Annotated in this window: 31 protein-coding genes and 2 riboswitches; of the genes, 24 read left to right on the forward strand and 7 right to left on the reverse strand. The window is 35.6% G+C overall.

What is annotated here, in order from left to right:
• The first annotated feature begins 58 nt into the window (after positions 1-58).
• Genes pstC through phoU form a run of 4 tightly spaced genes read left to right on the forward strand, consistent with a single transcriptional unit; the run spans position 59 to position 3,392 of the window.
• Positions 59-1,006: a phosphate ABC transporter permease subunit PstC gene (pstC, locus tag C7437_RS01590; protein ID WP_111437900.1), complete on the forward strand. Its 948-nt coding sequence runs from the start codon at positions 59-61 to the stop codon at positions 1,004-1,006.
• Complete coding sequence (pstA, locus tag C7437_RS01595; RefSeq protein ID WP_111437901.1) at positions 1,007-1,885, forward strand: phosphate ABC transporter permease PstA; 879 nt, start codon at positions 1,007-1,009, stop codon at positions 1,883-1,885.
• Positions 1,886-1,912: 27 nt separating this feature from the next.
• Positions 1,913-2,713 carry a phosphate ABC transporter ATP-binding protein PstB gene (gene pstB, locus C7437_RS01600; protein ID WP_111437902.1) on the forward strand — a complete coding sequence of 267 codons (801 nt, stop codon included), beginning with the start codon at positions 1,913-1,915 and terminating at the stop codon, positions 2,711-2,713.
• A gap of 19 nt (positions 2,714-2,732) precedes the next feature.
• Positions 2,733-3,392: a phosphate signaling complex protein PhoU gene (gene phoU, locus C7437_RS01605; RefSeq protein WP_111437903.1), complete on the forward strand. Its 660-nt coding sequence runs from the start codon at positions 2,733-2,735 to the stop codon at positions 3,390-3,392.
• Between the two features lie 68 nt (positions 3,393-3,460).
• Here the strand turns inward: phoU and C7437_RS01610 are convergent, their stop codons facing one another.
• Together C7437_RS01610 and C7437_RS01615 are read right to left on the reverse strand one after the other, a co-directional pair.
• Positions 3,461-3,928, reverse strand: coding sequence for an endolytic transglycosylase MltG (locus tag C7437_RS01610; RefSeq protein ID WP_111437904.1), 468 nt, complete (start codon positions 3,926-3,928; stop codon positions 3,461-3,463).
• Positions 3,925-4,269 carry a hypothetical protein gene (locus C7437_RS01615; protein WP_111437905.1) on the reverse strand — a complete coding sequence of 115 codons (345 nt, stop codon included), beginning with the start codon at positions 4,267-4,269 and terminating at the stop codon, positions 3,925-3,927. Before C7437_RS01615 ends, C7437_RS01610 begins: the two co-directional genes overlap by 4 nt.
• Positions 4,270-4,447: 178 nt before the next feature.
• Between C7437_RS01615 and rpmG the strand changes: the two genes are divergently transcribed.
• From rpmG to C7437_RS01640, 5 genes are all read left to right on the forward strand, one after another.
• Complete coding sequence (rpmG, locus tag C7437_RS01620; protein WP_111437906.1) at positions 4,448-4,597, forward strand: 50S ribosomal protein L33; 150 nt, start codon at positions 4,448-4,450, stop codon at positions 4,595-4,597.
• 63 nt (positions 4,598-4,660) lie between these two features.
• Positions 4,661-5,248, forward strand: a complete 588-nt coding sequence (locus tag C7437_RS01625) for a 5-formyltetrahydrofolate cyclo-ligase (protein WP_111437907.1) — start codon at positions 4,661-4,663, stop codon at positions 5,246-5,248.
• Positions 5,245-5,436 (forward strand): YqgQ family protein, encoded by a 192-nt coding sequence (locus tag C7437_RS01630; RefSeq protein WP_111437908.1) that lies wholly within the window; start codon positions 5,245-5,247, stop codon positions 5,434-5,436. Before C7437_RS01625 ends, C7437_RS01630 begins: the two co-directional genes overlap by 4 nt.
• Positions 5,437-5,644: 208 nt before the next feature.
• Positions 5,645-7,546: an LTA synthase family protein gene (locus C7437_RS01635; protein WP_111438954.1), complete on the forward strand. Its 1,902-nt coding sequence runs from the start codon at positions 5,645-5,647 to the stop codon at positions 7,544-7,546.
• Between the two features lie 98 nt (positions 7,547-7,644).
• Entirely contained in the window at positions 7,645-8,757 is a 1,113-nt protein-coding gene (locus C7437_RS01640; protein ID WP_111437909.1) for a YqgU-like beta propeller domain-containing protein, read from the forward strand.
• A 43-nt stretch (positions 8,758-8,800) separates the two neighbouring features.
• On the opposite strand, the gene C7437_RS01645 is transcribed toward C7437_RS01640, so the two are convergent.
• Positions 8,801-8,980, reverse strand: a complete 180-nt coding sequence (locus tag C7437_RS01645) for a DUF2759 domain-containing protein (protein WP_111437910.1) — start codon at positions 8,978-8,980, stop codon at positions 8,801-8,803.
• A gap of 155 nt (positions 8,981-9,135) precedes the next feature.
• Here C7437_RS01645 and C7437_RS01650 point away from each other — a divergent pair, with 155 nt between their 5' ends.
• Positions 9,136-9,774, forward strand: a complete 639-nt coding sequence (locus tag C7437_RS01650; protein WP_111437911.1) for an MBL fold metallo-hydrolase — start codon at positions 9,136-9,138, stop codon at positions 9,772-9,774.
• A gap of 101 nt (positions 9,775-9,875) precedes the next feature.
• Here the strand turns inward: C7437_RS01650 and C7437_RS01655 are convergent, their stop codons facing one another.
• Positions 9,876-10,118 (reverse strand): DUF2626 family protein, encoded by a 243-nt coding sequence (locus C7437_RS01655; RefSeq protein ID WP_111437912.1) that lies wholly within the window; start codon positions 10,116-10,118, stop codon positions 9,876-9,878.
• 139 nt (positions 10,119-10,257) lie between these two features.
• Positions 10,258-10,941, reverse strand: a complete 684-nt coding sequence (locus tag C7437_RS01660) for a helix-turn-helix transcriptional regulator (RefSeq protein WP_111437913.1) — start codon at positions 10,939-10,941, stop codon at positions 10,258-10,260.
• A 188-nt stretch (positions 10,942-11,129) separates the two neighbouring features.
• On the opposite strand from C7437_RS01660, the gene comGA reads away from it, so the two are divergent.
• From comGA to C7437_RS01730, 14 genes are all read left to right on the forward strand, one after another.
• Positions 11,130-12,149, forward strand: a complete 1,020-nt coding sequence (gene comGA, locus C7437_RS01665; RefSeq protein WP_111437914.1) for a competence type IV pilus ATPase ComGA — start codon at positions 11,130-11,132, stop codon at positions 12,147-12,149.
• Complete coding sequence (gene comGB, locus C7437_RS01670; protein WP_111437915.1) at positions 12,124-13,191, forward strand: competence type IV pilus assembly protein ComGB; 1,068 nt, start codon at positions 12,124-12,126, stop codon at positions 13,189-13,191. The genes comGA and comGB overlap by 26 nt, the downstream gene beginning before the upstream one ends.
• Before the next feature lie 13 nt (positions 13,192-13,204).
• On the forward strand, positions 13,205-13,519 hold the full coding sequence (gene comGC, locus C7437_RS01675) for a competence type IV pilus major pilin ComGC (protein WP_211309969.1): 315 nt from the start codon (positions 13,205-13,207) through the stop codon (positions 13,517-13,519).
• 2 nt (positions 13,520-13,521) lie between these two features.
• On the forward strand, positions 13,522-13,959 hold the full coding sequence (gene comGD / locus C7437_RS01680) for a competence type IV pilus minor pilin ComGD (RefSeq protein ID WP_111437916.1): 438 nt from the start codon (positions 13,522-13,524) through the stop codon (positions 13,957-13,959).
• Entirely contained in the window at positions 13,949-14,257 is a 309-nt protein-coding gene (locus tag C7437_RS01685) for a hypothetical protein (RefSeq protein ID WP_111437917.1), read from the forward strand. Before comGD ends, C7437_RS01685 begins: the two co-directional genes overlap by 11 nt.
• On the forward strand, positions 14,236-14,691 hold the full coding sequence (gene comGF, locus C7437_RS01690; protein ID WP_111437918.1) for a competence type IV pilus minor pilin ComGF: 456 nt from the start codon (positions 14,236-14,238) through the stop codon (positions 14,689-14,691). The genes C7437_RS01685 and comGF overlap by 22 nt, the downstream gene beginning before the upstream one ends.
• Positions 14,669-14,923, forward strand: coding sequence for a hypothetical protein (locus C7437_RS01695; protein WP_111437919.1), 255 nt, complete (start codon positions 14,669-14,671; stop codon positions 14,921-14,923). The genes comGF and C7437_RS01695 overlap by 23 nt, the downstream gene beginning before the upstream one ends.
• A 113-nt stretch (positions 14,924-15,036) precedes the next feature.
• Positions 15,037-15,549 carry a shikimate kinase gene (locus C7437_RS01700; protein ID WP_111438956.1) on the forward strand — a complete coding sequence of 171 codons (513 nt, stop codon included), beginning with the start codon at positions 15,037-15,039 and terminating at the stop codon, positions 15,547-15,549.
• A gap of 115 nt (positions 15,550-15,664) precedes the next feature.
• A riboswitch (glycine riboswitch) is annotated at positions 15,665-15,762 on the forward strand.
• Between the two features lie 155 nt (positions 15,763-15,917).
• Complete coding sequence (gene gcvT / locus C7437_RS01705; RefSeq protein ID WP_111437920.1) at positions 15,918-17,021, forward strand: glycine cleavage system aminomethyltransferase GcvT; 1,104 nt, start codon at positions 15,918-15,920, stop codon at positions 17,019-17,021.
• 24 nt (positions 17,022-17,045) lie between these two features.
• Positions 17,046-18,392 (forward strand): aminomethyl-transferring glycine dehydrogenase subunit GcvPA, encoded by a 1,347-nt coding sequence (gcvPA, locus tag C7437_RS01710; protein ID WP_111437921.1) that lies wholly within the window; start codon positions 17,046-17,048, stop codon positions 18,390-18,392.
• Entirely contained in the window at positions 18,385-19,845 is a 1,461-nt protein-coding gene (gene gcvPB / locus C7437_RS01715; RefSeq protein WP_111437922.1) for an aminomethyl-transferring glycine dehydrogenase subunit GcvPB, read from the forward strand. Before gcvPA ends, gcvPB begins: the two co-directional genes overlap by 8 nt.
• A gap of 114 nt (positions 19,846-19,959) precedes the next feature.
• Positions 19,960-21,039, forward strand: coding sequence for an NAD(P)H-dependent flavin oxidoreductase (locus C7437_RS01720; protein ID WP_111438957.1), 1,080 nt, complete (start codon positions 19,960-19,962; stop codon positions 21,037-21,039).
• A 98-nt stretch (positions 21,040-21,137) separates the two neighbouring features.
• Positions 21,138-21,668 (forward strand): D-glycero-alpha-D-manno-heptose-1,7-bisphosphate 7-phosphatase, encoded by a 531-nt coding sequence (locus tag C7437_RS01725; protein WP_111437923.1) that lies wholly within the window; start codon positions 21,138-21,140, stop codon positions 21,666-21,668.
• A gap of 42 nt (positions 21,669-21,710) precedes the next feature.
• Positions 21,711-23,177, forward strand: a complete 1,467-nt coding sequence (locus C7437_RS01730; RefSeq protein ID WP_111437924.1) for a protein adenylyltransferase SelO — start codon at positions 21,711-21,713, stop codon at positions 23,175-23,177.
• A gap of 144 nt (positions 23,178-23,321) precedes the next feature.
• Here the strand turns inward: C7437_RS01730 and bluB are convergent, their stop codons facing one another.
• Both bluB and cobT read right to left on the reverse strand, forming a co-directional pair.
• Entirely contained in the window at positions 23,322-23,972 is a 651-nt protein-coding gene (bluB, locus tag C7437_RS01735; protein ID WP_111437925.1) for a 5,6-dimethylbenzimidazole synthase, read from the reverse strand.
• Positions 23,973-24,086: 114 nt separating this feature from the next.
• The gene (cobT, locus tag C7437_RS01740; protein ID WP_111437926.1) at positions 24,087-25,136 is read right to left on the reverse strand and encodes a nicotinate-nucleotide--dimethylbenzimidazole phosphoribosyltransferase; all 1,050 of its coding nucleotides are present in this window, start codon (positions 25,134-25,136) and stop codon (positions 24,087-24,089) included.
• An 81-nt stretch (positions 25,137-25,217) separates the two neighbouring features.
• Positions 25,218-25,392, reverse strand: a riboswitch (cobalamin riboswitch).
• Between the last annotated feature and the right edge of the window lie 12 nt (positions 25,393-25,404).

The raw sequence follows: 25,404 nt of genomic DNA on the forward strand, positions 1-25,404 counted from the left end.
GGAAATGAGTAGCAATTCCGCTACTCTTTTCTTACGTTTTGGTAAAAGGGGGATTCACATGGCTCAAAAACAAAGTTCTGATCAACCATCAGTTCAAGAGCTTATTGCAAAAGCAAGCAATAAAAAGCGGAAAAAAATAATTGAAAAATTAATTCCTATTATTCTTTTTTTAATTGCCTCTGTATCTGTACTAACTACATTTGGAATAATTGGAACTTTAATTACGGAAACAGTAATATTTTTCTCGAGAATTCCGGTATTAGATTTCATATTTGGAACAGAATGGTTTCCTTTCGCTAACACGGAACCACAATACGGCATCCTGGCCTTAATAGCTGGTACATTAAAAGTTACTTTTATTGCCGTAATTGTTGCAGTTCCATTTGGTATCGGGTCTGCCATTTTCTTAAGTGAATATGCAAGTGATAATGTTCGAAGAATTATAAAGCCAATTTTAGAAGTATTAGCAGGTATACCAACAATTGTATATGGTTTTTTTGCATTAACATTTGTTACTCCGCTTCTTCAACAAATCATCCCTGAATTAAAAATATTTAATGCACTTAGTCCCGGTATTGTAGTAGGGATTATGATTTTACCGATGATTGCTTCTCTATCAGAAGATGCAATGTCAGCAGTACCAAGCTCAATTCGTGAAGGCGCTCTAGCTATGGGGTCAACAAAATTAGAGGTAGCTTTAAAAGTAGTATTACCAGCTGCTTTATCTGGAATTATTGCTTCTGTAGTACTTGCTGTTTCCCGAGCAATTGGCGAAACGATGATTGTATCACTAGCGGGTGGATCTACTCCGTCATTCGATTTAGACGTAACTGGTTCGATTCAAACCATGACTGCTTACATCGTTCAAGTCTCATCTGGTGATGCTGGATATGGAACGACGATTTATTACTCAATCTATTCGGTTGGATTTACATTGTTCTTATTTACATTGGTGATGAACATTATTGCTCACGTTATTTCTAAAAAGTATCGGGAGGAATATTAAATGAATTATGTTAATCATAAATCAGTCATAAAAAGAATGAATAAACGACTTATTGTAAATCGTGTATTTAAAACAATATTTTTCATAGCAACATTATTTGCTTTAGTAGTATTAGCTGTTCTTTTTTACCGAATTATTACTCAGGGTATAGGTTATATCACACCTGACTTTTTCCAAAACTTCGGTTCGCGTTTCCCTGAAAAAGCGGGTATAAAAGCAGCATTAATCGGTTCTATTTGGTTAATGTGTGTAGTTGCACCAGTTTCTATCATTTTAGGGGTAGGTACAGCCATTTACTTAGAAGAATATGCAAAGAAAAATAAACTAAATGATTTTATTCGTATGAATATCTCAAATCTAGCAGGTGTTCCATCCGTAGTATTCGGGTTATTAGGTTTAACGATTTTCGTTCGAGCATTATCACTTGGTAATAGTATTTTAGCTGCAGGATTTACAATGAGTTTGTTGATCTTACCAGTAATTATCGTTGCTGCTCAAGAGGCAATACGTGCAGTCCCTCAAGATGTTCGAGAAGCTTCATATGGTATGGGTGCAACAAAATGGCAAACGATTACACAAATAGTGTTGCCTTCTGCAATACCAGGTATTTTAACGGGTGCTATTTTAGCTCTTTCTCGTGCAGTAGGAGAAACAGCACCATTAGTAGTAATAGGAATTCCAGTAATTATTCAGTTCCTACCTGAGAATTTGTTGAGTCAGTTTACAGCCCTTCCAATGCAAATTTATGACTGGGCAAAACGACCACAAGCAGAATTCCAATTTGTTGCTTCAGCAGGGATTCTTGTATTAATGGCATTTTTATTGATTATGAACTCCATTGCTATATTTATAAGAAATAAATTCCAAAGAAAGTACTAAGCTAATTTGTGAATAGGGGGAAGTACAGTGGTACAAACATTAGAAAAAGGGTCAGTATTGAATAAAGAATCATCAAGTATTGTATATGATACACAACAATTAAATTTATGGTATGGAACTCACCATGCTTTAAAAAATATCAATCTTCAAATTAAAGAAAATGAAGTAACGGCAATTATCGGACCATCAGGTTGTGGTAAATCTACATATATTAAAACTTTGAATCGTATGGTAGAATTAGTACCAACTGTGAAAACATCTGGAAAAATTTTATACCGTGAACGTAATATCTTTGATGCAGATTATGGTGTAGAGGAATTACGTACAAAAGTAGGCATGGTATTCCAAAAACCTAATCCATTTCCAAAATCAATCTATGATAATATTGCATACGGTCCAAGAATTCATGGGATTAAAAACAAAAAAATTCTAGATGAAATCGTAGAAAAAAGTTTGCGTGGCGCTGCAATTTGGGATGAAGTAAAAGATCGTTTGACGACTAATGCATATAGTCTTTCTGGTGGTCAACAACAACGCATATGTATCGCACGTTGTTTAGCGATTGAACCAGACGTTATTTTAATGGATGAACCTACATCTGCACTTGATCCAATATCTACATTAAAAGTAGAAGAGTTAATACAAGAACTAAAAAAAGAATACTCTATTATTATTGTTACGCATAATATGCAACAAGCGGCTCGTATTTCAGATAAAACTGCGTTCTTCTTAAATGGAGAAGTAGTGGAATTTGACGATACAGATGTCATTTTTTCTACACCAGCAGATAAGCGTACAGAAGATTATATATCAGGGCGTTTTGGATGATGAAAGGGGTTAATAACACATGGTAGGCAGAGAGAAATTTGATGCAGATTTACAAAAAGTACAAGCACTTTTGCTAGAACTAAGTAATACTGCAATTGACACGCTAAATAATTCAATCGATTACTTATTATCACATAATATTGAAGGTGCACTATCCATCATTAATAACGACATTCATATTAATCGTGTAGAAGAAGATATTAATGATCAGGTTATTTTGTTAATAGCAAAACAACAACCAGTATCTACTGATTTAAGAAGATTGATTGTTCTTATAAAAGCAGCAGGTGACATGGAACGTATTGGAGATTATGCTGTTAGTATCGCCAAAGAAACAATTCGCATAGGAAAAGATGCACATATCACACCAATCCATTTACTAGATGAGATGCGTGATAAAACAATTCATATGCTTAAAAAAATTTTAGAAGCTTTTGTTAATGAGGATATGGAAGAAGCGAGAAAGATTGCGAAATTAGATGATGAAGTGGATGAAATGTATGGAAAAACTATTCGTACACTGCTTGCTTCAGGGGTTGAACACCCAGAACAATTAAGTCAAATCACTCAATTGTCATTTGTGTGTCGTTATTTAGAAAGATCTGCTGACCATGCGACAAATATGGCTGAGCGAGTACTCTTCTTGTTAAAAGGAAAGCATTACGAATTAAATAACTAATTGTATTGAAAGAAGCCACCCCTGAACATTGCGGGATGGCTTCTTCTTGTTTTGAGGAATAAAAAAATTTATGGTTTTCTTGTAATGGAATCAGCAATTTGTTTGATCGTCATCGAGGAATTCATTTCGAATGTTCCTGTTTGAATTCTTGCTGTCATATTCTGTGCTGTTAAATAGTCTTCTAAATCTTGTTTATGTTTTATGATGCCAGCATTTTCTAACCAAGTACCAATCTCACTTGATGTCATTCCCGTTTTTATTTCTAGGACAGTGATTGCTTGGCTGTTAGTAGGAGGCTCCTCTTGTACTGGTTTTGCAGGTTCTTGTATGGGTCCTTTTTGTGCATTTTCTAGATCAATTTGGAGGTCAGCCAATTGTTGTTTAACATCTGTTAATTCTTTTTGTGTTTGTTCAAAGGATTCTTCAGAGTTTATGGAATTGGAATCTTTACTTTCAAAGTTATTTAGAAGTTGAAGACCTACACCTGCCAAGAATAATCCTATGCCAAAAGCGCGTAATGTAGATTTTTTTATCATTTTTCACCACCGATGACAGACTTAATGTCTTCAATTTTTAGAGATGAACGTTTACTAATTTCTTGTAATGAATAGCCCTTTTTATGGAGTTCCAATACTTGCATTTTTATGATTTCATGAATGACGGGTCTTGTTTTTCGGGGAGGACTAATTGGTGTTCCTTCTATTAACAGTTCCTCTTCCACTAATTTTATTCTACGCTTAATGGCACTTGTTTCTTGGTATAATGTAAAAGATAATTCTTCTACTTCGGATTCCAATTTTTTACTGGAGTCTTTTGTGAAAAAGGATAGAATAACTGCTAGGATACCAATAAGCATAAGAATGATTGAATAGTCCATTTCTTTCACCTCGATTATATTACTTCTTTTATTTATACTAACATATCCCTTAAGAAGAAATTACAATTTTATTTTATTAAATAGTAGATTTTCTGTGTTTGTATGCTATAATAGGTTAGTCGTATAAATCATGCTCAGATTTTATATTTAATCCTGTAAAAAAGTAGGAGGGACAAATATGCGCGTTAATATTACATTAGCTTGTACAGATTGCGGAGAGCGCAACTATATTTCTAAGAAAAACAAGCGTAACAATCCAGAACGTCTTGAACTTAAAAAATATTGCTCACGTGAAAAGAAAGCTACTCTTCATAGAGAAACTAAATAATCATTTAAACCAAAACCAAACGAGGTTTTGGTTTTTTTCTATAAAAATATGGGAGGGATAATTTTGTCGAAAAAAGAAATTAGAAATCGAATGAAGGATCAACTATCTATTTTAGGTAAAGAGCAATATCAATTGTATTCAACAGAAATAGAGAATCTTTTTTTTCGTGACAATATTGTACAAAATTCCTCTGTTATTGGACTTACAATATCGACGTTCCCAGAAGTACATACGAAGGAGATCATACAAAGGCTTTGGGATATGGGGAAATCTGTTGTAGTCCCCAAATGTAGTCCGAAAGATCGGTCCATGAACTTTTATATGATTGAGAGCTTTGAACAGTTAGAAGTAGTGTATATGCAGCTATTGGAGCCTAATCCACTAAAGGCTAGTCTTGTACAACCGTCCGATATAGATTTGCTTGTAGTCCCAGGTATTGTTTATAATAAATCAGGTTATCGAATTGGTTATGGTGGAGGCTATTACGATCGTTTTTTAAAAAGTTATATGAATCATACGATGTCTTTAGCTTTTGAATGTCAATTAAGCGACGAAGTAATACCCGAATCATTTGATTTACCAGTCGATCAAATCATTACAAACAAGCAAGTGATCCATTGCAAATCCAATCGAGAAGAAGGAATAAGATGAACTCATTATATGATGTTATGCAATTATTAAAACGTTTTGGGATATTTGTATATACAAAAGATCGGCTAGGGGATCTCGAAATAATGGAAGATGAAGTAAGGGAATTATATAAAATGCAAATGATTGATGTGAAAGACTTCCAGATAGCCATGCTACTTTTAAGAGGAGAAAAGAGTAAATTCAAGTAGTGGAAAGCGACAGATTGCAAAAATCTGTTGTTTTTTATTTCATGAAACTTTTTTTATACTTAACCGTCTAAATATGAAGTGTATAAAAGCGTCCTTCTATTTTAGCAAATAATTATATCATTTATATTGATTTATTGTTAAGAAAGGAATAAGATATAAAATGATGCTTTTACTCATAAATAAAAGAGTTAAAGGGGAGGATGTAGGCATGAAGAAAAAAAACTGGCCGACACATTCTATTCTTGCTATTGCTATCGTGGCGACATGGATCAAAACATATGTTGTTTATCACACTAGCTTTGATATGGAAATCGAGAATATAATGCAACAAGTGATATTATTTATTAACCCACTAAGTTTTCTGTTATTGATTTATGGATTATCATTGTTTTTCAAAAGACCAAAGGCTAGAAATAGATATATAGTTTTAACGAGCATTATACTTTCTATCATAGTGTATGCAAATGCAGTATTTTACAGATTTTTTACAGATTTCATTACGATACCAGTATTATTTCAAACAAGTAACTTTGGAGACCTTGGAGCATCTGCAGCGGAAAGTATTTTCTTAACAGATATTTTTTATTTCATGGATGTAATCGTAATTATCGTTGCATTGAAATGGTTAAAAGTAGGCGAAAAATTCACTATAGTAAAACCAGCTATTAGAAAATCATATTTTGTATTTTCTGCTGCTGTGTTATTTTTAAATTTAGGGCTTTCTGAAATTGAACGTCCACAACTTTTGACAAGAAGTTTTGATCGTGAAGTGTTAGTGAAAAATATTGGTTCATATAATTACCATTTGTATGATCTATATATTCAATCAAAATCACATGCACAACGAGCACTTGCTGATGGAAGTGAACTTGTGGAAGTGAACAACTTTGTTCGATCTAGCCAGGCAGATCCTACCGAAAAAACGTTCGGACTAGCTGAAGATCGTAACTTAATCATTGTTTCATTGGAATCACTGCAATCATTTGTAATAAATAATGATATGAATGGACATGAAATTACTCCGTTTCTGAATTCTTTAACAGCGGATGAGGATACATTCTATTTCTCTAATTTTTATCACCAAACAGGTTTAGGGAAAACATCCGATTCTGAATTTCTTGTAGAAAATTCACTGTATCCATTAGGTGGAGGAGCTGTTTTCTTTACACATAGTGGGAATACATTCCATTCGATGGCAGAAAGCTTAAATGAAGAAGGATACTTTACGAATGTATTGCATCCGAACAATAAAAGTTTTTGGAATCGAGATATGATGTATAAAGCTCTGGATATTCAAAAATATTATGATGAAAATAGTTATATAGTAAATGAAGAGAACTCAGTAAGTTGGGGACTGAAAGACGCTCCATTCTTCGAGCAATCAGTAGATTTGATGGCTGAAATGCCACAACCGTTTTATTCTCGTCTAATTACATTAACGAATCACTATCCATTTACTTTGGATGTGGAAGACCAAAACATTCCGGAATATGATTCGAATTCGAATACGCTGAATAAATATTTCCAAACAGTAAATTACATGGATGAGGCACTAGAGTTATTCTTCGAGGATTTAAAAGAAAAAGGTTTATACGATAATTCAATTATTGTCATGTACGGAGATCACTACGGTATTTCTGAAAATCACAATAATGCAATGTCACAGTATTTAGAGAAAGAAATAACTCCTTTTGAATCTGCAAAACTTCAAAATGTTCCATTATTTGTTCATATTCCGAATAGTGGTGTTGGAGAAGAAGTAACAGAAGTTGCAGGTCAAATTGATGTTCGACCAACTATTTTACATCTTTTAGGAATAGATACGTCAAAAGATATGCAATTAGGTGCAGATTTGTTCTCTGAAGAACATGAAGATTTTGTAGTCTTCCGTGACGGTGGATTCGTGACAGATGAATTAGTTTATACGAAAAATGTATGTTATGATAGTGCAACTGGAGTAGAAATTGCCGTTGAAAGTTGTCAGCCATATATAGATCGTGCAATTCAGGAATTAGGCTATTCTGATCAAATTATCAATGGAGATTTACTTCGTTTTTATGATTTGAAAACAGGTAATTTATTAATTGAAGAAGCAGAAAAAGAAGAGTAGTATTAATGAAAGCACAGACGTTTATGCGTCTGTGCTTTTATGATGAAACAATTCAGTTAGTAATGCGTCTTATACTGTAATGTGAGAGGGGGAGTAAATTGAAAAAGGTTGTAATACTAATTTTCTGCATCTTTATTTTGCAAGCGTGTCAAAAAACACAAAAAAATGAAGACATAGTTACAGATGCTGAAAAAGAAGGATTTACAGAAAATATAGAGAGTGTACCCATGACTACTGATTTACCCCCAATACCTTTCGTTTCAATGTCCTCATCAGCATTTCACAGTGTAATTGGTTGGTTATCAAATGATGAAATTGCATTCATTCTAGTGGAGCAAGGTGAATGGACAGTTCAAGTGTATTCAGTCCCTGCAGATTCATGGAGAAAAATATATACAACAGAACAGCCGATTATTCAAGCATCTATTCATCCAACGAAGGACAAAATTTTATTACATACATCAAGGAATTCCTCTACAGCAGAAGTTCAACTTATACATATCAATGGTCAGTTATTGGATAGTTTGACGTTTGAATCGGATGAACTATACATGGATTGGCATCCACAAAATTCTAGTTTAATTGTGTTCACTACTTTTTATGAGGATTGGACATATAATACGTTTATTTATGATGGAACAACTCAAAATTTAGAGTCGATTGAAGTGGAAGATCCGTTTGTAAAATGGTATGACGAGGAACATTTGATGGTCTTTAGGTGGGCTGAGAGTAATTTAGATGGTGGTGAGTTAATACTTTACTCCTTGAAAGAGAAAACATTAAAAGAGACTGGAATTACTAATGTAATCGATGCTCACACCAATGGGAATAGTTTACTAGTTGTACAAGTAAGTGAAGAAACAAATGAATTTCAATACAGTCTATCTAATGAAGTGACAGATGAATCGATTGATTGGACTTCGGCAGCTATTAGTAATTATTCCGAGTGGGTCGTTCCATACATGGATTTTATAGATCAAGATAAGTTAATCGGGATTAAGTCACTAAAACCTGGAAACCTGGATGAAACAACAAGTTCGGGTACTATTTCTAGCGTGACGTTTGATGGGAAGCAAGAGTACGGGGAAATTGAGTCGCAACCTTTACTGTGTGCGCCGAACGGAGAAGTTTGCCTTGGTGGATATCAAATGGAGAACTGGATTCAACTCTCGCCGCTAATAATTCAACCTTGGATTAACGTATTAAATTAGAAAAAGCTGTTGTACAAGTGTACAGCAGCTTTTTTCTATAGTTTTAGTGTAAGCTTGGTGGAAAACCTTGGTTCAAGATTGTCATGACTGTAAAGAAGCCAAAAACAGCAAAAGTACCAAAGTTAAATAAAATTCCTAGCAGATTCTTTTCTTTGAAAGCTTGGAAAGTACCGACTACAGCTAATACTGTAACAAGTCCAAAAATAACCATTAATAAGTTCATAAAAGACGCCCCTTTCGACACGGAAAAGTGAATGTCGCGATTGCATATTCCTCTTCTATTGTAATTGTAATAATCTATTTTGTCGAGTAAAAAAAAGTAGACAATGATTGAATAAAGGACTCAACTTCGATTAGAATAAGTAAGAGGTGATTTAATTGTTAAATGTACGTACATATCCATTAGGGTATATTCAAACGAATTGTTATGTAGTATCGAATACCGATAAACAGTGTTTAATTGTTGATCCTGGTGGAGATGGGGATAAATTGATAGGAGAGCTTAGGAAACTGAATATGAAGCCACTAGCAATCCTTTTGACACATGCGCATTTCGATCATATTGGTGCGGTTGATCAAGTGAGAGATACATATCTAATTCCGGTCTATATACATACGGCGGAGAAAAAGTGGTTAATGGATCCCGCCAAAAATGGTTCGGGAAAATATGCGGAAATACCGTCAATCGTTGTGAAAGAGGCCGATGTTCTAATACAACAAGAGTCAAAATTAGACATTGGAAGTTTTTCATGTCAAGTATTGCACACGCCAGGACATTCACCTGGGAGCGTAACGTTTTATTTTCAAGAGGATGAATTTGCGCTCGTTGGGGATACGCTATTTCAAAATAGTGTAGGACGTACTGATTTAGTTGGTGGTAATGAGGCAGAATTACTTAAATCAATTCATTCTAAGTTATTAAGCTTACCAGAGACTACGATTGTTTATCCAGGTCATGGAGCAGCTACTACAATAGAAGATGAAATGACATCTAATCCATTCTTGAACGGTTTTTGAATGTATTTGATAACTAAAATTCTTTGCGAACGTCATTTGACGAAGATAACATAAAAAGCAGCTCAAGAAATTGAGCTGCTTTTTTGTACTAAACAGTGAAATTAATGTCCAGCACCTGGTACAAGCATAAACGTTGTATAGTATGTAAAACCTGCGAAGAAGAACATTAAGTAAGCCCCGAAGATGTACATATACATACGTTCAGATAGGTTCAAGAACCCTAAAAGAAGGAATAATCCCGTATTTGCTAAAAATAGCAATGACGCTTCTGACATATCACCTAAATAAAACATAACTGCAAAAATCCCTGTCCAGAAAGCCATCACTTTATACATATTGCCCATTTGTAGTCCCTCCTTTTGCAACGACACAAATATTGTCATTCTTATTATAAATGAAAGTGTTCCCACATGTAAACCGAATATTATTTTTCTTTATGCAATAATCAAAAACTTGTCACAAATATGTATAATATCCTACTTATTATAGGACTTCTATTTGATATAAGCAATTATTACAATGATTATTTTGCATACTTTCTACTTGAACAAATTCATTATCCTTAAATAGTGCATCAAATTGTCCTTGAAGAAATGATTCATGTAAAGAACAAATGAGTTCTGGATACTTGTTCATATACTCTTTATAGGGACAATTGTAGATGGAGAAAGTAATAACCTTTTTATGCATATCTTCTTTTATTTCTGGAATATATCCAATGGAGCTGGCGGAAAGTGTTAGGAGACTCATTTTTTCTTCAAAAGTAGTTGTAGACAGTGAGTTTTTATAAATTTGATTCCAGCCACTTTGATAACTTATTTCTTTTCCTTTTTCAATCGCTTCTGTACCAAAAGAATTTACCATATCTAATAACCATTGAAGGAGTAATTGACTTTCTTGTCTTGGGAAACTTAAGTGTATAGGGGTTTCTGCAAGTTTATAAATTCGAGCGGGGCGACCACCTTTTCCACTCTTTAATAATTCAGAAGTAAGGAGACTAACATCAGCTAATTTAGTGAGATGCATCCGGGCCACGTTTGGATGGATACTAAATGCAGTTGCAATTTCATGTACAGTTACTTCTTTTCCTTCTTGTAACACATATTGGTAAATAGAATACCTAGTTTCATCTGCTAGTGTATGCGTTAGTTTTAGTGTATTTGGCATACCAATCCCTCATTTCTGATCCTATCTTTTATTATAGTGAAAAATTAGAAAAGATAATATGGATTTGTAAAATAATAAATAACAAGAAAATTACAATAAATCACTTTATTTATGTTTCAATTACAAGTATACTATTTTTGTACAGGTTGTGAGCGGTCGCAAGTTGTATCTGGAGAAAGGAAAGATGCATGGAGCAAATAGAAAATGTTGTAGAACAAAAATGTTTTCAATTGTTAAAAAAGGCGCTCAACTTCGGAGCATCTGATTTGCACATGATTCCAAATGAAGAGAGTTATATTTATTACTTTAAGAAAAACTCTCAAATGTTTGAGGCAGGGAAGCTTCCCCTGAATCTGGGCGAAAGAATTATTTCATTCTTCAAATTTTTATCCTCTCTTGATATCAGCGAAAAACGTAAACCACAAAGTGGTTCATTCCATCAAATCTTTAACACTCTTAAATTCTCATTTCGAGTTTCAACATTACCTTCTGTTTTCGGCAAAGAAAGTCTCGTTATTCGACTCCAACAACATGATAATGCAAAACTACTTCATTCCTTAGCCTTATTTCAAACTGCCTCTGACCAAATAGTGGAGCTTGCAAATAATCGACAAGGCTTAATCTTATTTGTTGGTCCTACTGGATCCGGTAAGTCTACTTCCATGTATTCATTAACTAAATATTGTTCGGAAAATTTACATCGACATGTTATTTCCTTGGAAGACCCTGTAGAAAACAATCAATCTCATTTATTACAAATACAAGTAAATGAGCGGTCTGGAGTGACATATGCGACGGGTTTAAAGGCCATTTTACGCCATTCGCCAGATGTTATTATGATTGGTGAAATTCGTGACGAGGACACTGCCAAGGCTGCTATTCAAGCTGCTTTAACTGGTCATCTTGTTGTGTCAACGATTCACGCAAAAGATGGAGTTGGTGCTATGTATCGACTTATGGATCTTGGCGTTTCAATCGACGAATTGAAGCAAACGGTTAGCGGTATTGTAACGCAAAGCCTTGTAAGTGTATATGGAGCAAAACAGGACGAATTATCGGCCATTTATGAGATCGTATCAGATGAATTGTTAGTTCAAGTATTTGATTCGATTTTAACTGGGAAAAAATTTCTGATGCCCAATAATTTAACTCTTTCTTATCAGATAGAAAGAGGTGTTAGAGATGGTATTATTCAAAGTAATCCATGATTGGAATACCCGTAAAAATGAAAAAATACCTGCCCATGTACAGTCTTCATTTTTGAAAAGGTTAAGTGATTTATTGCGAGAAGGCTACACTTTTTATGAAGCGGTATCTATGCTAATTCCCTTTCACGTAAAAAACAGCGACTTCGTAATGAATAAAATAACTGAAGTGCATAAAAATGGACAAAGTGTCACAGAAGTCTTTAAGTTACTAGGGTTTCCAAATAGATTATTACTGCCAATCAATCTTGCGACTACTCATGGTCGACTACAAGAAACCTTAGAAATGTTAAGTGTACAAGCTGCTATTTTTGAAAGAGCACAAAAAAGAATGAACAGTTTATTAATGTATCCGGTGTTTTTATTCATCGTTATTTTCGTGTTATTTACGATTTTTAAAATCTATTTTATGCCGAATATGGAGTCATTGATGGGGTCAAGGGACCAATCCAATTCAGATGGATCAATTGTATGGTCCAATCTCTTGTTAAGCTTACCCAATTATTTACTAATTTCCATGTTAGTTTTAGCTTTAATAATTGTTGTATCACGATATTATTTGATGAAAAAAAGCGTCCAAATTAGGTTGTCGATTTATGAAAAAATTCCAGTAATTAATTCTTGGAACCGATTAACATTAACTAGAACTTTTTCCAGAGAAATTGGCGGTTTATTAGAAAGTGGAATGTCTTTGCAACAAGCTTTTGATGCAATAATCGTCCAAAAAGAACATAAAGTACTCCAATTTATTGCAACGCAGATGAGAGAAAAAATAGTGCATGGTGAATCATTTTCAAAATCAGTTATGTTATTGGATCATTTTACGGAAGATTTCCATCACTTCGTAATCCATGGTGAAAATAGTGGGTTTTTAGGAAGAGAACTGACACTATATAGTGAATTTTTAACTGAACGAATTGAAGTGAAATTAACAAAAGTTCTAAATGTTATTCAGCCAACACTTTTTTTAGTCATTGCTGTATTCATTGTTGGCGCATACTTAGCAATTTTACTGCCGATTTACGACATGATAAATATTGTTTAAGAGGAGAGAATATATGAAAAAGTATCTGAAAAACGAAAAAGGGTTTACGCTAATTGAAATGATGATTGTCTTGTTAATTATATCCGTATTGATTCTAATCACGATTCCAAATGTAACGAAGCATTCTGCAACAATTGATGATAAGGGCTGCGCTGCATATGTGAAAATGGTTCAAGGATTAGTTCAAACATATAAGATGGATAATAATTCGTATCCAACTACTCTAGTAGAATTAGCGACCACAGGAGATATAGAAGCGGATGCTCAATGTCCAAATGGGAAAAAAATAAAGATTACTAATGGAGTAGTTTCAATAGTGGTTGATTAGATATGAAAGCGAGTTCAAATGAAAAAGGATTTACACTCATTGAAATGCTGGTCGTTTTATCCATCATGATGATTATTACCTCATCTGTTATTTTTGTTTCTATAGCAAGACTTGAGGAAATGGAAGAAAAAAGGTTTTTTAAACAATTCCATTTAGATGTACAACGCATGCAAATGATTGCAATTTCTAAAGGGAATTATATGTATTTAACTTTTAATAAAGAAGGGACCAAATATAAAGTAGAGCATAATAATGTTTTGTTGTATGAAAATCACTTACCATCAACTATTCGCCTATCGGGAGACAGTCAGTTAAAAGGGTTGACCTACCATCCAAATGGTGCAATTCTTCAATTTGGCTTAATGAGATTTGAGACAAAAAAAGAGAATAAAAGAGTTTTTTTTTATATCGGGCAAGGAAGGATGAATTATGAGGAATAGCGATGGATTCTCTTGGCCGGAAACAATTTTAACTTTAAGTATTATTTTTTTAATAGGGGGAACATTACTTCCTTTTTTAAGTCATCTAACGGTTCAATTAGAAGACAAAAAGAGAGATTATCAGGCATCTATTGTCTTGCATGAAGCGGTAAAAAAGTATGTTGATTCGAACGTTGGAATAGGGTCCATGCAAATAGATCAAGTTAACTTTTCTTATGTTGTTAATGACGAACAACTATGTGTGAATTACGAAGGAGTGAGAGAGGAGAAAAATAGTTGTGTATCAATGGCTTACTGAAAAGAAACAATGAGCAAGGCTATACGTTACTCGAGGCCATTTTGCAATTATCGGTTCTCATGCTTTTTTCACAAATATTTCTTTTGACTGTAGGTTTGGTTTTTAGAGTGGAAAGTACTGTAACAAATCCAACCGAAACAGAATGGGGCTTATTTGTATATGATGTGGAGAGGTATTTAAATGATGTGGATGAGATACATGTCCAAGAAGGTGTAAAGGGTATTCGTTTTCATAAAGCGGGTGATGAATACGATATAGAATTATATGACACCCTCATTAGAAAACAGAAAAATAGATTAGGTCATGAACAGATGCTACTTCATGTGAAGTCTTTCACTACAAAATTGGAGGGACAATCACTGAAATTATCCGTAGAATTTGCAAATGGAATAAAAAAGGAGCAGACGTTTTATGTTACATTTCATTCGGAATGAAAGGGGTGTATTATTACCTGCAGCCATGCTTTTGTTATTCGTCGTCTGTTTATCTATATTTGCAACTACATCTGCCTATGTATCGAAATATCAAACATATGATTCATTAGAAAAGAGTAATATAGATGCAGCAATTCAAAAAATAGAAATGCAAAAAATCCCTTATAAAATAAGCTTTTTTTGGTTATTTACCGATTATGCGACAAAAACCATTGCGAATAAAATCGAATAACAGTTGTAATCAGAAATACCTCTCTCTATAATAAAGGATAACTTAATGAAGATTTTCTTTGTTCGAAAAAAGAAGTGTAAAAATAATCCTGGTATGTAGTGAGTTGGTGAATGATGTACAAAGTATATTTAATTGGTTTTATGGGATGTGGAAAGAGCGCTATTGGTAGAAGACTAAGCTATCTCTTAAAAATGCCTTATTATGACATGGACAAAGAAATTGTCAAAATACAAAAAAGGACAATCCCAGAAATATTTGAACAAGAAGGAGAAGAGTATTTCCGTAATGTAGAAACGGAATTTCTTCAAAATTTCCGTAACGAGTCATGTATAATTTCTACTGGTGGCGGGGTTGCGATGAATGAGGAAAACGTTCAAATAATGCGAGATACGGGGTTAGTTCTGTATTTAGATGCTACTTTCCATGATATATGGATGCGAATTAAGAATGACTTGAATCGACCAATTGTGCAAAACAGCACAAAAGGTGAATTAGAACAGTTGTATAAGCATCGAAAAAGGTTTTATAAAAAAGCTAAACACATAACTATATTTACGGAAAATCGAACATTGAAACAAATAACAGAATATGCTGGTTATCAAGTTAATCGACTAAAAGGCGAATGAACTTTACAATTCAATTATTTTCGTTCGCTTTTTGATTAACTTTTTCAAAAGTATTGCCATAAAGTATGTTCAATGTTAGGATATAGAAAAAGAGGCAGTAAATTTAATATCGCGGATGAGCATACGGGGAGAGAACGCACATTAGAGGCGTCGCCGAAGGAGCAAGTGATTGAATATTATGAATCTCTCAGGCAAAAGAACTCGTATAGGACGCATCTCTGGAGAGTGCTTTTTTGTTAATATCAAGAAAAGCCACCAAAGAGGACAGCCAGCAATGGTAAACTTTCAGGTATCAGGACAGAGGAACCCAGATTAAAGGGGTTCCTCTGTCCTTTCTTGTTACATAATTAGTTTAGGAGGAGATTATTTTGTCAGAACAGTTGAAACGAACACCTTTGTTTGATGTATATGCGTCATACGGGGGGAAGACAATTGACTTTGGTGGTTGGGAATTGCCGGTCCAGTTCTCTAGTATTAAAGAAGAACATGAAGCAGTAAGAACGAAAGCGGGATTGTTTGACGTTTCTCATATGGGAGAAATTTTCGTGACAGGTGCAGGTAGTGAGGCTTTGTTACAAAAATTAATGACAAATGATATTTCCAAATTAGTAAGTGGACAAGCACAATATACTGCTATGTGTTATTTGGATGGCGGAGTTGTTGATGATTTAATCGTTTACAAAAAGGATGAAAATGATTATCTATTAGTAGTTAATGCTTCTAATATTGAAAAAGATTTTGAGTGGATGAAACAATATGCAACCGCTGATGTGGAGCTAGTAAACAAATCAGATGAATTTGGTTTGCTTGCACTTCAAGGACCACTTGCTAGAGAGATTTTACAAAAGCTTACTTCCACAGATTTAGGGGACATTAAATTTTTTCGTTTTGAGAATAATGTCGAAATTGCTGGGAAATCTGTTTTACTTTCTCGTACTGGCTACACTGGTGAAGATGGATTCGAAATGTATGCTAAAAATGAAGATTTAGTTGATCTTTGGAGTAGCGTTTTAGATGCAGGTAAAGATGAGGGCATTCTTCCGATAGGACTTGGTGCTCGTGATACATTGCGTTTTGAAGCATCCTTGCCACTATACGGTCAAGAGCTTTCAAAAGATATTTCTCCACTTGAAGCAGGAATTGGGTTTGTTGTAAAGCTTAAAAAAGAACAAGACTTCCATGGTAAATCTGTTTTAGTAGCTCAAAAAGAAAATGGTGTTCCAAGAAAAAGTATTGGTATTGAAATGATTGACAAAGGAATTCCGCGTACGGGATATCCAGTTTACGTAGGTGACAAGCAAGTTGGTTTTGTTACTACAGGTACACAATCTCCAACACTCAAAAAAAATATAGGTCTTGCACTAATCGAAGCGGAATACGCGGAACTTGGTCAAGAATTAATAATTGAAATTAGAAATAAACGATTAAAAGCAGTTACAGTTGCAACACCATTTTATAAAAGAGAAAAATAAGATCCAGAAAGAGGTTGTCCATTGATGAAGCATCGTTATTTACCAATGACTGAACAAGATCAAAAGGAAATGTTAGGCGTAATCGGCATTTCTGCTATTGACGAATTGTTTGCAGACATTCCCGAAAAAGTCCGTTTTACAGGCGAATATAATATTAAACCTGCAAAAGCAGAATCTGCTTTACTAAAAGAATTATCTGCACTTGCTGATAAAAATGCTGATAGCAGAAAATATGCTTCATTCTTAGGAGCTGGCGTTTACGATCACTTTAAACCGATTATTGTGGATCATGTAATCTCTAGATCAGAATTCTATACAGCCTATACTCCATATCAACCAGAAATTTCTCAAGGAGAGCTTCAAGCAATTTTTGAATTCCAAACAATGATTTGTGAGTTAACTGGTATGGATCTTGCAAATTCATCTATGTATGACGGGGGAACAGCGTTAGCAGAAGCAGCAAACTTATCTGCTGGTCATACGAAAAGAAAGAAAGTGTTAGTTTCTGAAGCTGTTCACCCTGAATATATTGATGTCGTAAAAATGTATACAAAAGGGCAAAACATTAGTGTAGTAACAGTTCCAACTAAAGATGGTGTGACAGATTTAGCGAAATTAGAGGAATTAGTAGATGAAGAAACAGCTGCGGTATTAGTTCAATATCCAAACTTCTTCGGACAAATTGAAGATTTAACAAAAGTGGAACAATTGACACATGCACAAAAAGCATTATTCGTTGTTTCAGCGAATCCACTTGCACTAGGTTTATTAACTCCTCCTGGTAAATTTGGAGCAGATATTACAGTAGGAGACGCACAACCATTTGGTATTTCTGAAGCATTTGGCGGACCTCATTGTGGTTTCTTTGCAGTAACGACTAAATTGATGCGTAAAGTACCAGGTCGTCTAGTCGGAGAAACAACAGATGAAGAAGGTCGTCGTGGGTATGTGTTAACTTTACAAGCTCGTGAACAACATATTCGTCGTGATAAAGCTACTTCTAACATTTGTTCTAACCAAGCGTTAAATGCACTTGCAGCATCTGTTGCAATGACTGCACTTGGTAAAAAAGGTGTGCAAGAAATGGCAACACAAAATATCGTGAAAACACATTATGCAAAACAGGCTTTCGAAAAAGCAGGATTTGAAGTACCTTATCAAGGTGCTCATTTCAATGAAATCGTAGTAAAAGTGAACGGCTCACTTGCAGATACAAATAAAGTACTTCTAGAAAAAGGAATAATCGGTGGTTTCGACTTAGGTCGTGTCAATTCGGATCTTCAAAACCATGTATTAATTGCCGTTACAGAACAACGTACAAAAGAAGAAATAGATGCACTCGTGCAAGAAATGGGGGCTCTTTATGCATAAGGATAATCAACCACTAATTTTTGAAATTACAAAAGAAGGTCGTGTAGGGTATAACTTACCTGAGCTTGATGTGCCTGCAGTTGATTTAGCGACTTTATTGCCACAAGGTATGCAACGTGTGGAAGAAGCGGAATTACCAGAAGTATCTGAGCTAGATATTATGCGTCACTATACAGCATTATCTAATCGTAACCACGGAGTAGACTCTGGATTCTACCCACTAGGTTCATGTACGATGAAATACAATCCAAAAATTAATGAATCTGTTGCGCGTTTCCCAGGATTTGCAAACATTCATCCGTTACAAGATGAAAGTTCTGTACAAGGGGCAATGGAATTAATGTATGAGTTGCAGGAATCTTTAGTTGAAATTACTGGTATGGACGAAGTAACACTTCAACCAGCAGCTGGTGCACATGGTGAATGGACAGCACTTATGATGATCCGTGCATTCCATGAAGCAAATGGCGATACTCATCGTACAAAAGTAATTGTTCCTGACTCAGCGCACGGTACAAACCCAGCTTCTGCAACAGTCGCAGGTTTTGAAACGATTACAGTAAAATCAAATGAAGAAGGCTTAGTTGACTTAGAAGATTTACGTCGTGTTGTAGGCCCTGATACCGCTGCTCTAATGCTGACAAATCCTAATACATTAGGATTATTTGAAGAAAATATTTTAGAATTAGCTGAAATCATCCATGGTGTAGGTGGTAAGCTTTACTATGATGGAGCAAACTTAAATGCTGTTATGTCGAAAGCACGTCCAGGAGACATGGGCTTTGACTGTGTTCACTTAAACTTGCACAAAACATTTACAGGTCCTCACGGTGGTGGTGGTCCAGGTTCAGGTCCAGTTGGAGTTAAAGCAGATCTGATTCCATTCTTACCTAGTCCAGTGCTTGTAAAAGAAGATGATCAATACACATTTGATTACAATCGTCCTCAAACGATTGGTCGCGTAAAACCTTTCTACGGAAACTTCGGAATTAATGTTCGTGCGTACACGTATATTCGTTCAATGGGTCCAGATGGTCTTAAAGCTGTAACTGAGTATGCTGTATTGAATGCAAACTATATGATGAGACGTTTAGAAGAGCATTTCGATCTTCCATACAACCGTCATTGTAAGCATGAATTTGTCCTAAGTGGTCGTCGTCAAAAGAAACTAGGTGTTCGTACATTAGATATGGCAAAACGTCTGCTAGACTTTGGCTATCATCCACCAACAATCTACTTCCCATTGAATGTGGAAGAAGGTATGATGATCGAACCTACAGAAACAGAATCAAAAGAAACATTGGATGCTTTCTGCGATGCAATGATTCAAATTGCAAAAGAAGTAGAAGAAAATCCAGAAATCGTACAAAATGCACCACATACAACGGTTATTAATCGTTTAGACGAAACAAAAGCTGCTCGTAAGCCAGTGTTACGTTATATAAAAGCATAAGCAAAAAACTAGTACGGTCCTGAAAATGGACCGTATTTTTTATTGTCTAACTATTATGATAAAATGAGGGGAGAGTTAATGCCATAATATTGGTTAATGAAAGAAGGATTAAATATGTTAACAAACAAAGTGACAGACCTTTTGAATATAAAATATCCAATCATTCAAGCTCCAATGGCAGGAGGAGTAACAACTTCTGAATTAGTAGCTGCTGTTTCTAATCATGGTGCTTTAGGAATGATTGGAGCGGGTTATTTGACAGCTGATCAAATGCGTGAACAAATTAGGGAAATCAAAAAAGTAACTTCAAAATCTTTTGGAGTAAATTTATTTGTGCCTACTAAATTTACTGTTTCGTTCGATGCTATAAAATCATCGAACGAAACTTTACAATCGATTCGAGACGAATTGAATTTGCCACCAAGAGATCAGGTAGTTCTACCTTCATACATAGAAGCTATGGCATCATTTGAAGAACAAATACAAGTTATCTTAGATGAAAGAATAGCTATATGTTCCTATACATTTGGTCTTCCTTCAAACGAAATTATTGGTCAGTTAAAGGAACATTCTATTATTCAAATCGGAACTGCAACAACTGTGCAAGAGGCATTGGAAGCCGAAAAAAGAGGGATGGATCTAGTAGTTATTCAAGGAATTGAGGCAGGTGGACATCGTGGAAATTTCATCAATGAATTCGAGGAGAGCCAAATAGGGCTAATGTCTTTAATTCCTCAGGTTGTGGATGTTGTTAGTATACCTGTTATTGCTGCTGGAGGAATTATGGATGGCAGAGGACTACTTGCTTCGCTTTGCTTAGGAGCGAAATGTGTGCAAATGGGAACAGCTTTTCTCACTTGTGTGGAAAGTGGAGCACCTGATATTCATAAAGAAGCAATTCTACATGCTACTGAGGACCAAACAGTTTTAACTCGTTCATTCTCAGGGAAATGGGCACGAGGTGTTAAGAATAAATTTATAGATGAAACACAACCGCATCAACTATCTTTCCCGGATTTCCCTATTCAAAATACACTTACACAAGATATTAGAAAAGTATCCGGTTCTCAAAAGAATCTTGCATTCATGTCACTTTGGAGTGGTCAAAGTCCTAGATTAGCTAAAAGTCAAACTGTTGAAACACTCATACAAACTGTCATGGCTGAAGTGAGTAATTTAAAGCAGAATTTATAGAGAAATAAATTAGGAAGAATACCAATTTATTTTTGGGTCCCAAGGTGTCTTTCTCTAAAAAGTGGGAACAATATACCTGAAATTAAGGAGTGATATATTTGAAAAAGGCTGTATTTTTGGATCGTGACGGAGTTATTAATGAAGTGTTAACGGATAGAGTTAAGTTTGTGAACCAGCCTCATGAGTTATACTTTTTACCAGGTGTTCCAGAAGCAATTAAAAAATTGAATACTTTTTTTGATTATATATTTGTCGTCACAAATCAAGGTGGAGTAGGGTTGGGATATATGAAAGAATCTCAGCTAGTTAAAATACATGACTATATGATTGCTGAATTAAAGAAAGAAGGAGCAATTATTCATGAAGTGGTTTATTGTCCTCATAAGCCAAAATCGGGATGTGCTTGTCGCAAGCCGAACAGCAAATTAATTGAAGACCTGGGTAATAAATATGATATTGAATTATCTTTATCCTATATGGTAGGAGATACCGATACAGACATTATCGCGGGAAAAAAGGCAGGTACAAAAGGAGTATTCCTAGGAGAAAGTGATCCACTTGCAGATGCTATTTTCCCTGATTTAATAAGTTCTGTGGATTGGATTATGGAGGATGCTAAGACTAAGTAATGCTAAAGTAAAGTTAGGTTTAAGAAAAGGGGATATGAAAACGTGAATAAAGAAGAAATAGATATTGGATGGAACTTAGATAATAGTTATGGCCGTCTGCCGAATACTTTTTTTACCACTCTCCATACAAACCCTGTTCGATCACCGGAGTTAATTATTCTCAATGTTCCGTTGGCAAAATCTTTAGGGTTAGACGCCCAGGAACTACAAAGTGAAGATGGTTTAGAAGTTCTTGCTGGCAACCAAATTCCAGAAGGTGGATTGCCACTTGCTCAAGCTTACGCAGGTCATCAATTTGGGAATTTTAACATGTTAGGAGACGGCAGAGCTCTGTTGATTGGTGAGCAGATCACTCCTCTAGGGGAACGGCTTGATATTCAACTCAAAGGCTCGGGTAGAACGCCATACTCTCGCGGCGGTGATGGACGAGCTGCACTTGGACCAATGCTACGCGAATATATTATTAGTGAAGCCATGTATGCACTTGGTATACCTACTACCCGTAGCCTAGCTGTGGTTACGACAGGTGAGTCAATAGCCCGTGAAACGGTTCAACCTGGAGCAGTTATGACCAGAGTAGCTGCCAGTCATGTGAGAGTAGGTACTTTTCAATACGCTGCAACATGGGGAACTGGGGATGATCTCCAGGAACTGGCTGATTATACAATACAACGACATTTTCCAGAGATTGAGGGAAAAGAGAATCGCTATCTTTTACTACTTCAGGAAGTGATCAAGCGTCAAGCAATGCTGATTTCGAAATGGCAACTGGTTGGCTTTATTCACGGTGTGATGAATACCGATAACATGGCGATAAGTGGAGAAACGATTGACTATGGCCCTTGCGCATTTATGGATATGTATGACCCGGCAACGGTATTTAGTTCCATTGATAGACAAAGCCGCTATGCATATGGTAATCAGCCATATATTGCCGGCTGGAATCTCGCGCGATTTGCTGAAAGCCTATTGCCACTGTTGCATGAAAATCAAGAGCAGGCATTCGAACTTGCCCAAGAAGAGATTTCCAATTTCAATAAATTCTATCATGCGAATTGGTTTGCCGGAATGAGATCAAAACTGGGTATTTTTAATGAAGAAGAACAAGATGAATCGTTGATTGAAGAACTACTAGGTTTGATGCATAAATATAACGCAGACTATACGAATACTTTCCGCGCATTAACCTTTGAAAATCCTGAGGGTACGGTTCTTTTTGATTCAAAAGAATTCGACCAATGGTATGAGGAATGGCAAGCAAGACTTGGACGGCAAGCGGAATCGAAAGATGCAGCACATAAGTTAATGATAGACAGCAATCCAGCGGTAATACCTCGTAATCACCGAGTGGAAGAGGCATTAGAAGCAGCGGGAAAAGGAGATTTAAGTGTAATGGAACAGCTTCTTGATGTTCTTTCAAGACCCTACGAGACCTCTTCCAAACAAGCTAGGTACACTACATTGCCTTTGGAATCAAACGGTACTTATAGAACTTATTGTGGAACTTAATATAAGAAAAGTGCAAGTGCCTATTACTGCCCCGACAGGCAAGGCTGCTTGCGCTAGACAGTTACTTTGTAAAAAGTTCTATAGTTTTCTTATCCTCAAAAAAGGCGAAGGGAAATCCCCTTCGCCTTTTTGCGTTAGCAAACTCTATGAATCCTTCCACTGGTCGTTGAAAATCATATTTTCTAGTTGTTGTCGTTTCTCCCATTGGTGGATTTCAAGTAAAGGGCGATCCGGATAATGTTCTGTATAGCCTACTGACAATAAGGCAATCGGATCAATATGGTATGGAATATTAAGAAGCGATCGGACGTCCGATTTTTTATAAAAACTAACCCAACCCATTGCTAAGCCTTCTGCATAAGCTGCTAGCCACATATTTTGAATCGCACAACTGGTAGACATTATATCAGTTTCGGGAATAGAGTTTCTCCCTAGGACATGATCGCCAGCACTAAAGGGATTACAAGTGACACAGATTGTCACTGGTGCCTCTAGAATTCCTGCAATTTTTAAATCAAGAAAGGTCAATTCTCGGTTAGTACCTTCAAAATGTATGGCTAATGCACGCCGTTCTTTTTCAACTATTTTAGCTAGAGCTTGCTTCGTTTCTTCTTTTTGGATAATTATAAAGTTCCAAGGCTGCATAAATCCGACTGAGGGAGCACTATGGGCAGCCTCTAATAATGCATACAACTTTTCATCAGGTATTGGAGTCTTTAAAAAACTACGAATATCTCTTCTATTAAAAATTGCTTTATAGACGCCATTTTTTTCTTCTTCCGTTAATAGCTTCATAAAAGTTCCCCCAAAAAGGTTTTAGTTTATGGTAATTGTTCGTTTTTGAAAATCCCTAAAATCCGGATTATCAAAATAAAATGTTAGTAACTAAGATTTTGCACTTTAGAAGAATTAGATTTTCATTCCTACTTCCTCAAAAGTTGCCATATGGTTCATCATACTACAGGCCGCTTCAATGATAGGGAAGACTAATGCTGCTCCGGATCCTTCACCTAAACACATATTCATCTGTACTAAAGGTTCGATACCTAACAATTCACTTGCTTTTAGTGCTCCTGGTTCAGCGGAAACATGTGCAGTGATCAGATAGTCTTTCACTTTTGGCTCAATTGTAACTGCAATCAATGCAGCAGCAGTAGAAATATATCCATCCACTATTACGGGAATTCGATTAGCCGCTCCTGCAATCATGACGCCGGCCATCCCACCGATTTCTAAACCGCCAATTTTAGAAAGAATATCAATGCCGTCTTCTCGGTTCGGTTGATTGACTTGAATCGCTTGTCTAATTACTTCGGCTTTATGTTCAATTCCACCTTTTCCAAGACCAGCACCTCTACCTGTAATTTCGAGTGGATCGATGCCCCCAATAACGGATACGATTGCTGTACTTGGTGTTGTGTTACCAATTCCCATTTCACCTGTGCCAAGCATTTGTACACCTTTCTTCATTTCTTCTTGAGCGATTTCGATTCCGACTTCAAGAGATCTGATTGCTTCTTCTCTTGTCATAGCAGGACCTTTTGCTAAATTATCTGTTCCATGCTTGATTTTGCGTAAGATTACTCCAGAGTCCGGAGGGAGGTCACCTTTTACTCCAATATCTACGGTAACAATTTTCGCTCCAGACACTCTTGCGATAGCGCAAACGCCTGTTAATCCTTTAGGGAAGAAGCCAGTTTGTGCATATGTGATACCTTGAGGATTGCTTGAAATACCTTCTTCATACACACCATGATCGGCTGCCATCACGATGATAGATTTTTCATCTACAACTGGATATAAATTATTTGTTATTCCAGCTAACTGGATAGCCAAATCCTCTAATCTTCCTAAGCTAGTAGGGGGCTTAATCAGTGAATCAACTCTTTCTCGAGCAGCTTTTAACATATTGTGATCTAAGTTTTCAATTTCGGCTAACGTTTTTTCTAATAAATTCATTTTTTCCATCTCCTTGAATCAAAATAAAAGCCTGCAGTTTATTTGAATAACAAATAAACTACAGACTTTTCCATGTCTATACAACGTACAAGTAATTAGGCAGGTCTCCTGGCTTAGGTTTTAGCATTTCAACAAGCCTTCCCGGATAAAACCAGTGGCATATTTGATGAAACTTACCGTTACAGTGGCGGGTCCGCTGAAGATTTTCACTTCATTCCCTATTCTCCTCATGGGCACCTATTACTTCTATTAAATTGTAAATACCTAA

It is taken from the genome of Psychrobacillus insolitus, from assembly GCF_003254155.1.
Lineage (GTDB): Bacteria > Bacillota > Bacilli > Bacillales_A > Planococcaceae > Psychrobacillus > Psychrobacillus insolitus.